This window comes from Streptomyces sp. WZ.A104 (assembly GCF_002382885.1).
In the GTDB taxonomy this organism is placed as follows: domain Bacteria; phylum Actinomycetota; class Actinomycetes; order Streptomycetales; family Streptomycetaceae; genus Streptomyces.
The window spans coordinates 1-7,882 of the sequence record NZ_NWVL01000137.1 but is presented as its reverse complement, the minus strand read 5'-3'; the positions used below and the strand labels follow the sequence as shown (position 1 = coordinate 7,882).

Here is a 7,882-nt window from a genome sequence, read left to right as displayed (position 1 = left end):
GGGCGGCCGTCGCGCGCCCGGCCGGTCCTCGCGGCGGCACTGCTTCTGCTGGTGGCGGGGGCGGGGGCCGGGGCGTACGCGGTGTGGGGCGGCGGGGAGGGGCCGGGCCGTACGGGGCCGGAGCGGGCGGGCGGCGGCGACCGGGTCGCCGCGGCCTTCACCCCGTGGCGTACCGAGCTGCGGCGTACGGGGAGCGCCACGCCCGTCTGTGCCTCCGCCGGGTCGGGGGCGGCACTGTACTGCTCCGTGGCCGGGACCGGCACGGCCAGGATCGATCCGGCGGACGGGCGCGTGCTGTGGTCGGCCGGCTCCTCATCGGCCGGGGTCATCGCCGCGCCGATCGTCTCCGGCGGGGTCGTGCTGTCCACCGGCCCGGACGGGAAGCTGCGTGCGCTCGACCCGGTGAAGGGCACCGCTGTCCGCGACACCGCGCTCTCCGCGAGCCCTGGTGGCGTGTTCCCGGCGGGTGACACCCTGCTGGCCGTCGCGGACGGCGGCACGGTGACGGCGCTCGACGGCACGAGCGGTGCGGAGCGCTGGGAGCGTCCGCTCGCGGGGCACACCCGGCCGGACTTCGCCCTGTACGACGGGGCGTCCGGGCTCGCCTACGCCTTCGAGCACTCCTCCTCCGGTGCGTCGACCCTGGTCACGGCGGTGGACGCCCTGAGCGGCCAGGCGTCCTGGCAGCGGCGGCTGGACGGGGTGCTCACCCCGGTCGGCACGGCGGGATCGGGAGATCTGGTGCTGACGGCGATGAACGGCAACTCGGACACCTCCGGGCTCGTGCGGTACGCCCCCGGGACCGGCGCCGCCGTGCGCGTCGCGCTGCCCTTCGCGATGGACGGGCCCCAGGTGGTGACGGCCGGGGATGCCGCGTATCTGCTGGCGCGGGGCGGTTCGCTGCTGGCCGTGGACACCGCGGCGGGCGATACGGCGGAGGCGGAGCTGTGGCGGCTGGAGACCGGGGTCGGGCGGGCTTCCGCGCCGGTGCTCGGGGAGGGCGGGCGGCTGTACTTCTCCGCCGCGGACGGGCGGCTGCTGGCCGTCGACACGGCCCGGGGTGCGCTGGTGGGGCAGACCCGGGCGCGGCTGAGCGGCGGGAAGCTGACGTACGCGTCCGACCTGCCCGCGCCTGTGACGGCGGGGCGGACGGTCGTGGGAACGGCGCCGGACGGGTCGGTCTTCGCGGTGGACGGGCTGGCGCCGGGGGGTTGGTGAGGGCGGGGGGAGCCTGGGGGCGGGCTGCCCCGGCTCCCCGCTCCTCGTACGCCGGACGGGTTGGGCGACAGGCGTCGGAGGGGCGGGAGAGCAGGGACGGCGGGGCGGCAGGGACGGGAGGGACAGGGGGAGGGACGGGCTTTCGGGGCGGGGGCCGGAAGCGTCAGCCCAGCTTCGAGACGTCCCTGACCGCGCCCCGGTCCGCGCTTGTCGCCATCGCCGCGTACGCGCGCAGCGCCGCCGAGACCTTGCGGTCGCGGGACTTGGGGGCGTACACGCCGTTCAGCGCCTCGCGGCGGGTGGCCAGTTCGGCATCGTCGACCAGCAGCTCGATGGAGCGGTTCGGGATGTCGATCCGGATGCGGTCGCCGTTCTCGACGAGCGCGATCGTGCCGCCGGAGGCCGCCTCGGGCGAGGCGTGGCCGATGGAGAGGCCCGACGTACCGCCGGAGAAGCGGCCGTCGGTGACCAGGGCGCAGACCTTGCCCAGGCCCCGGCCCTTGAGGAAGGACGTCGGGTAGAGCATCTCCTGCATGCCGGGTCCGCCGCGCGGGCCCTCGTAACGGATGACGACGACGTCGCCCGCCTTGATCTCCTTGCGGAGGATCTTGTCGACGGCCTCTTCCTGTGACTCGCAGACGACCGCCGGGCCCTCGAAGGTCCAGATCGACTCGTCGACACCGGCCGTCTTCACGACACAGCCGTCCACGGCGAGGTTGCCCTTGAGGACGGCGAGGCCGCCGTCCTTGGAGTAGGCGTGCTCGACGTCGCGGATGCAGCCGCCCGCCGCGTCCAGGTCGAGGGTGTCCCACCGCTCGGACTGGGAGAAGGCGGTCGCGGAGCGGACGCAGCCGGGGGCGGCGTGCCACAGCTCGACGGCCTCGGGCGACGGGGAGCCGCCGCGCACGTCCCAGTTCTTCAGCCACTCGGCGAGGGTGTCGGAGTGCACGGAGTGCACGTCCTCGTTGAGCAGGCCGCCGCGGTGGAGCTCACCGAGGAGGGCGGGGATGCCGCCGGCGCGGTGGACGTCCTCCATGTAGTACGTACCGCCGGGGGCGACGTTCGGGGCGACCTTGGACAGGCACGGGACGCGGCGCGAGACCTCGTTGATGTCGTCCAGGTTGTACGCCAGCTCCGCTTCCTCGGCGGCGGCCAGCAGGTGCAGGATCGTGTTGGTGGAGCCGCCCATGGCGATGTCCAGCGCCATGGCGTTGTCGAACGCGGCGCGGGTGCCGATGGAGCGGGGCAGGACCGTCTCGTCGTCCTGCTCGTAGTAGCGCCTGGTGATCTCGACGACCGTGCGGCCCGCGTTCTCGTACAGCGCCCTGCGGGCGGTGTGGGTGGCGAGGACCGAGCCGTTCCCGGGGAGGGAGAGGCCGAGGACCTCGGTCAGGCAGTTCATCGAGTTGGCCGTGAACATGCCGGAACAGCTGCCGCAGGTGGGACAGGCGTTCTCCTCGATGCGGAGGATGTCCTCGTCGGAGACGGACTCGTCGACCGCGTCGCTGATCGCGTTGACCAGGTCGAGTTTTCGCACGGTGCCGTCGACGAGGGTGGCCTTGCCGGCCTCCATCGGGCCGCCGGAGACGAAGACGGTCGGGATGTTGAGGCGCATCGCGGCCATCAGCATGCCCGGGGTGATCTTGTCGCAGTTGGAGATGCAGATCAGCGCGTCCGCGCAGTGCGCCTCGACCATGTACTCCACGGAGTCGGCGATCAGGTCGCGCGAGGGCAGGCTGTAGAGCATGCCGCCGTGGCCCATCGCGATGCCGTCGTCCACGGCGATGGTGTTGAACTCACGCGGGACCGCGCCCGCCGCCAGGATCGCTTCGGAGACGATCCGGCCGACCGGGGCGAGGTGGGTGTGGCCGGGGACGAACTCGGTGAACGAGTTGGCGACCGCGATGATCGGCTTGCCGATGTCCGCGCTCGCTACGCCCGACGCGCGCATAAGGGCGCGCGCGCCCGCCATGTTGCGTCCGTGGGTGACCGTGCGGGACCTCAGCTGCGGCATCGTCGCTCGCTCCTTCGGCAGGGGGACTGCCTCCGACAGATAAGAAAAGACTGTCTTCGAGCGTACGCCCCGAATCCAAGATCTGGACAGGCTGTCCGGAATGCGGGACGCGGTGGCCGTTCCGTGGGCATGCGCTGTGCGCGTCAGCTCTCCGCCAAGTATCGCTGGAGCGTGGGGGCGACCATCGCGACGATGTCCTCCGGGTCCGCCGAGGCGAGCGGCTCGGCGCGGACCACGTACCGCAGCATCGCGATGCCGAGCATGTGCGAGGCGGCCAGCTCGGCCCGGAGGGTCGGGTCCGGTACGTCCAGCTCCGCCGCGACCCGCTCCAGCAGCCTCCGCAGCACGAAGTCGCGCAGCACGTCGGCCGCCGCCTCGTGGGTGACGGCGGAGCGCAGGATCGCCAACAGGGGCGTACGGGTGCCGGGGTCCTCCCATACGGAGAGGAAGAAGCGCGCGAGCCGCTCCCCCAGGCCTTCCGGCGGGCCGCCGAGGACGGTGGGGATGACCAGGGCGGGTTCGAAGGTGACCTCGACGGCCGCGGCGAAGACCTCGTCCTTCGTACCGAAGTAGTGGTGGACGAGGGCCGCGTCGACCCGGGCGGCCTTGGCGATGCCCCGGATCGACGTCTTGTCGTAGCCGCGCTCGGCGAACTCCGTACGGGCCGCCTCCAGGATGCGCGTACGGGCGTCGGGGCCCTCGGACGCGGCCTTGCGGGAGGGGCGGCCCCGGCGGCGGGGGGCGGCGGCGGGCTCCTCGGGGTTCTCCTCGGTCACGGGCGGCGGATCTTCGAGGACGGGTCGGGGGCGGCGGCGGTGGTGGCCAGATGCAGGCGGGTGAAGGCCAGCGCCTCGGCGAGGTCGGCCTCGCGTTCGGCGGAGGACATCGCCCGGCGGGTGTTGACCTCGATCACCACATGGCCGTCGAAGCCCGTACGGGCCAGGCGCTCCAGCAGCTCCGCGCACGGCTGGTCGCCCCGGCCGGGCACCAGGTGCTCGTCCTTGGCCGAGCCCTTGCCGTCCGCGAGGTGGACGTGGGCGAGGCGGTCGCCCATCCGCGCCGCCATGGCGAGCCCGTCGGTGCGGGCGGTCGCGGTGTGCGAGAGGTCGACCGTGAAGTGGCGGTAGTCGTCGTTGGTGACGTCCCAGTCGGGGGCGTACGCGAGCATCTCGCGGTCGCGGTATCGCCAGGGGTACATGTTCTCGACGGCGAACCGGACGTCCGTCTCCCCGGCCATCCGCCAGATCCCGGTCACGAAGTCCCGGGCGTAGTTGCGCTGCCACCGGAACGGGGGGTGCACCACGACGGTGGAGGCGCCGAGCTTCTCGGCGGCCGCCCTGGCCCGCTGGAGCTTGACCCAGGGATCGGTGGACCAGACGCGCTGGGTGATCAGCAGGCAGGGGGCGTGGACCGCGAGGATCGGGACCTGGTGGTAGTCGGAGAGCCGGCGCAGGGCCTCGATGTCCTGGCTGACGGGGTCGGTCCAGACCATGACCTCGACGCCGTCGTACCCCAGGCGCGCGGCGATCTCGAAGGCCGTCGCGGTGGACTCGGGGTAGACCGAGGCCGTTGACAGGGCGACCTTCGCATCGGGGATGCGCACCACTGGTTCTGCCACCTGGACAGCGTACGGGCACCTGTGCGCCGCGCCGAGGGACCCTGGCGGAAAGTGATCAGGGCCATGGGCGTACGCCTCCGCCGCCCCGTCACCCACCGCCCGTCACCCGGGCAGGGCGACCCGCTCCACCGGGAGGTGGTCCAGGCGGCGCAGGATGACGCCCTCGCGCAGGGCCCAGGGGCAGATCTCCAGCTCCTCGACGCCGAACAGGTCCATCGCCCCTTCGGCCACCAGCGCCCCGGCGAGCAGCTGGGCTGCCCGGCCCTCGGAGACCCCGGGGAGGCGGCCGCGTTCCTCGACGGTCATGGTCGCCAGCTTCGGCACCCAGTCCTCCAGCGCCTTGCGGCTCAGCGTGCGCTGGACGTACAGCCCCTCGGCGGAGCGGGCGGCGCCCGCGATCCTGGCGAGCTGCTTGAAGGTCTTGGAGGTGGCGACGACATGGTCCGGGCGGCCTGCCCGGCTGAACTCGCCGACCGTCCGGGCGATGCTGGCCCGTACGTGCCGGCGCAGCGACCTGACCTGTTCGGGGTCGGCCGGGTCGTCCGGCAGCCAGGCGCCGGTGAGGCGGCCCGCGCCGAGCGGCAGCGACACCGCGATGTCCGGCTCCTCGTCGATGCCGAAGGCGATCTCCAGCGAACCGCCGCCGATGTCCAGGACCAGCAGCTTCCCCGCCGACCAGCCGAACCAGCGGCGAGCGGCCAGGAAGGTCAGCCGGGCCTCCTCCGCGCCGCTGAGGACGGCGAGGTCGACGCCGGTCTCGGCCTGTACGCGCTCCAGCACCAGGTCCGCGTTGGTCGCCTCGCGGACCGCGGAGGTGGCGAAGGCGAGCACGTCCTCGCAGCCCTTGTCCTCGGCGGCCTGGACCGCCCCGGCGATCGTCGCCACGAGCCGGTCGACGCCGAGCGGGCCGATCGCACCGGTCTCGTCGAGCAGTTCGGCGAGCCGGAGCTCGGCCTTGTGCGAGTGCGCGGGCAGCGGGCGGGCACCGGGGTGGGCGTCGACCACCAGCAGATGAACCGTGTTCGATCCCACGTCGAGGACTCCGAGTCTCATACGGGAACGCTACTGCTCCATCGGACTTACTCTGGGCGCGTGCCAAAGACGAAAAAGGCTAAGCAGGACAAAGCCACGAAGAAGCAGAAGACGAACAGGGAGACATCACAGTCGGAGGCGAGCGGCCCCGACCCGTCCGACGAGAAGGGTGTCGACTTCGCGCGGGCCTGGGTGGAGTTCCCCGACCCGGCCGACGACGAGCAGATCTTCCGCTGCGATCTGACCTGGCTCACCTCCCGCTGGACCTGCATCTTCGGCAGCGGCTGCCAGGGCATCCAGGCGGGCCGCGCGGATGACGGCTGCTGCACGCTGGGCGCGCACTTCTCCGACGAGGACGACGAGAAGCGGGTGGCTGAGCACGTGGCGCGGCTCACCCCCGAGCTGTGGCAGTTCCACGATGTCGGTACAGAGACGGGCTGGGTCGGCGTCGACGAGGACGGCGAACGGCAGACACGCCGCTGGGAGGGCTCCTGCATCTTCCAGAACCGGCCGGGATTCGCCGCCGGGGCGGGCTGCTCGCTGCACATCCTGGCGCTGCGGGAGGGCAAGGAGCCCCTGGAGACCAAGCCGGACGTGTGCTGGCAGCTGCCGGTGCGGCGGACGTACGACTGGATCGACCGGCCCGACGACACCCGGGTGCTCCAGGTGACGATCGGGGAGTACGACCGCCGGGGCTGGGGCCCGGGCGGCCACGACCTGCACTGGTGGTGCACGTCGGCGACCTCGGCGCACGGGGCCGGGGAGCCGGTGTACGTGTCCTACCGCCCCGAGCTGATCGAGCTGATGGGCAAGGAGGGGTACGACCGGCTCGTCGAGCTGTGCGAGGAGCGGCTGTCCTCGCTGCTGCCGATGGCCCCGCACCCGGCGGACCCGCCGCTGCCTCCGAAGAAGCGCTGAGGCCGGCCGGCGGGCCGTCAGCCCGTCGGGCCCGGGTCTGACGGCCCCGGGTCCGTCGGGTCCGGCGTCGGGTCCGGGGTGCCCGGGTCCGTGGGGCCCGGGTCGGTCGGGTCCGGCGTCGGGTCGGGCGGGTCCGTGGGGTCCGGCGGACCGGTCGGGTCGGGCGGGTCCGTGGGGTCGGTCGGGTCCGGGCCGGGGTCGGTGGGGCCGGGACCCGGGTCCGTGGGACCGGGGTCGCTCGGGCCGGGATCGCTCGGGCCGGGGTCCGTGGTGCCCGGGTCCGTGGGACGGGGTGAGCCCGTCCCGGGGTGCGTGGGGCGCGGGCCGCCCGTCGTCGGGGAGGCCGCGCCGTAACCGTCGATGAGCACGACGGAGGCGGACGGGGTCAGCGAGATCCGGGCCCGCCACGGGCCGCTCGGCTGCGCCGCGTGGATCACCGAGACCGCGATCGTGGTGGACTGCCCGGCGGCGAGCATGCCGGACGTACGGGTGAGGCGCAGCCAGGGCGCGTCCGTCGCCGCCGACCAGGCGACCGGCCCGCCGCCGGAGGCGGTCAGCGTGATCGTCGTGACGGCGCCGGAGGTCCGGGCGGTGACCTCCAGGCGGGCGTCGCGCTGCTGTGCGCCGCCGACGCTGATGACCTCGGCGGTGACGTCCGGAACGCGGGCGCCGAACCGGTCGCCGGGGCGGGCGTTGCCCGCCGCCTCGTACGGGTCGCCGCTCATGCCGCCCGCGCCGTCGACCTCGGTGGCGGTGACGGATGCGCCGTCGTGGCCCTCGCCCGTCTGCGGTGCTCCCCGGTACGCGGCCCACAGGGCGATCACGGGGGCGGCGACCACGGTCGCGACCACGGTGGTCGTCACGACCCGGGCGCGCAGCCGGTCCCGGCGGGCGGCGTGGTCCTTGGGGTCCAGGGGGAACCCGGTGCGGTCGAAGCGCGGGCCGCCGGAGCGGGAGCGCTGGGCCTGGGCCATCGCCACGGACACGGAGGGCCGGGGGGCCTCGACGAGGGGGAGGGCGGCGGCCGGGGCCAGGGCCGCTCCGGGCCAGGGCCCCGCGGCGTCGGCCCGCTCGGCGGCGCG

The 7,882-nt window shown here is 73.9% G+C and carries 6 protein-coding genes and 1 pseudogene; 2 read left to right on the top strand and 5 right to left on the bottom strand.

Annotated elements, in window-relative coordinates:
• A partial coding sequence (locus tag CIB93_RS36270; protein ID WP_179500366.1) for a PQQ-binding-like beta-propeller repeat protein occupies positions 1-1,218 on the top strand: 1,218 nt, incomplete at its 5' end.
• A gap of 163 nt (positions 1,219-1,381) precedes the next feature.
• Here the strand turns inward: CIB93_RS36270 and ilvD are convergent.
• The 4 genes from ilvD to CIB93_RS36250 all read right to left on the bottom strand — a co-directional run bounded on the left by ilvD (position 1,382) and on the right by CIB93_RS36250 (position 5,903).
• Positions 1,382-3,232 (bottom strand): dihydroxy-acid dehydratase, encoded by a 1,851-nt coding sequence (gene ilvD, locus CIB93_RS36265; RefSeq protein WP_096633040.1) that lies wholly within the window; start codon positions 3,230-3,232, stop codon positions 1,382-1,384.
• 143 nt (positions 3,233-3,375) lie between these two features.
• Entirely contained in the window at positions 3,376-4,008 is a 633-nt protein-coding gene (locus CIB93_RS36260) for a TetR/AcrR family transcriptional regulator (RefSeq protein ID WP_096633039.1), read from the bottom strand.
• Positions 4,005-4,838 carry a sugar phosphate isomerase/epimerase gene (locus CIB93_RS36255; RefSeq protein WP_179500367.1) on the bottom strand — a complete coding sequence of 278 codons (834 nt, stop codon included), beginning with the start codon at positions 4,836-4,838 and terminating at the stop codon, positions 4,005-4,007. The genes CIB93_RS36260 and CIB93_RS36255 overlap by 4 nt, the downstream gene beginning before the upstream one ends.
• A 114-nt stretch (positions 4,839-4,952) precedes the next feature.
• Complete coding sequence (locus CIB93_RS36250) at positions 4,953-5,903, bottom strand: Ppx/GppA phosphatase family protein (protein ID WP_096633037.1); 951 nt, start codon at positions 5,901-5,903, stop codon at positions 4,953-4,955.
• 39 nt (positions 5,904-5,942) lie between these two features.
• On the opposite strand from CIB93_RS36250, the gene CIB93_RS36245 reads away from it, so the two are divergent.
• Entirely contained in the window at positions 5,943-6,800 is an 858-nt protein-coding gene (locus tag CIB93_RS36245) for a hypothetical protein (protein ID WP_096633036.1), read from the top strand.
• 17 nt (positions 6,801-6,817) lie between these two features.
• Here the strand turns inward: CIB93_RS36245 and CIB93_RS36240 are convergent.
• Positions 6,818-7,882 (bottom strand): annotated as a pseudogene (locus CIB93_RS36240) (BACON domain-containing protein); the annotation flags it as partial.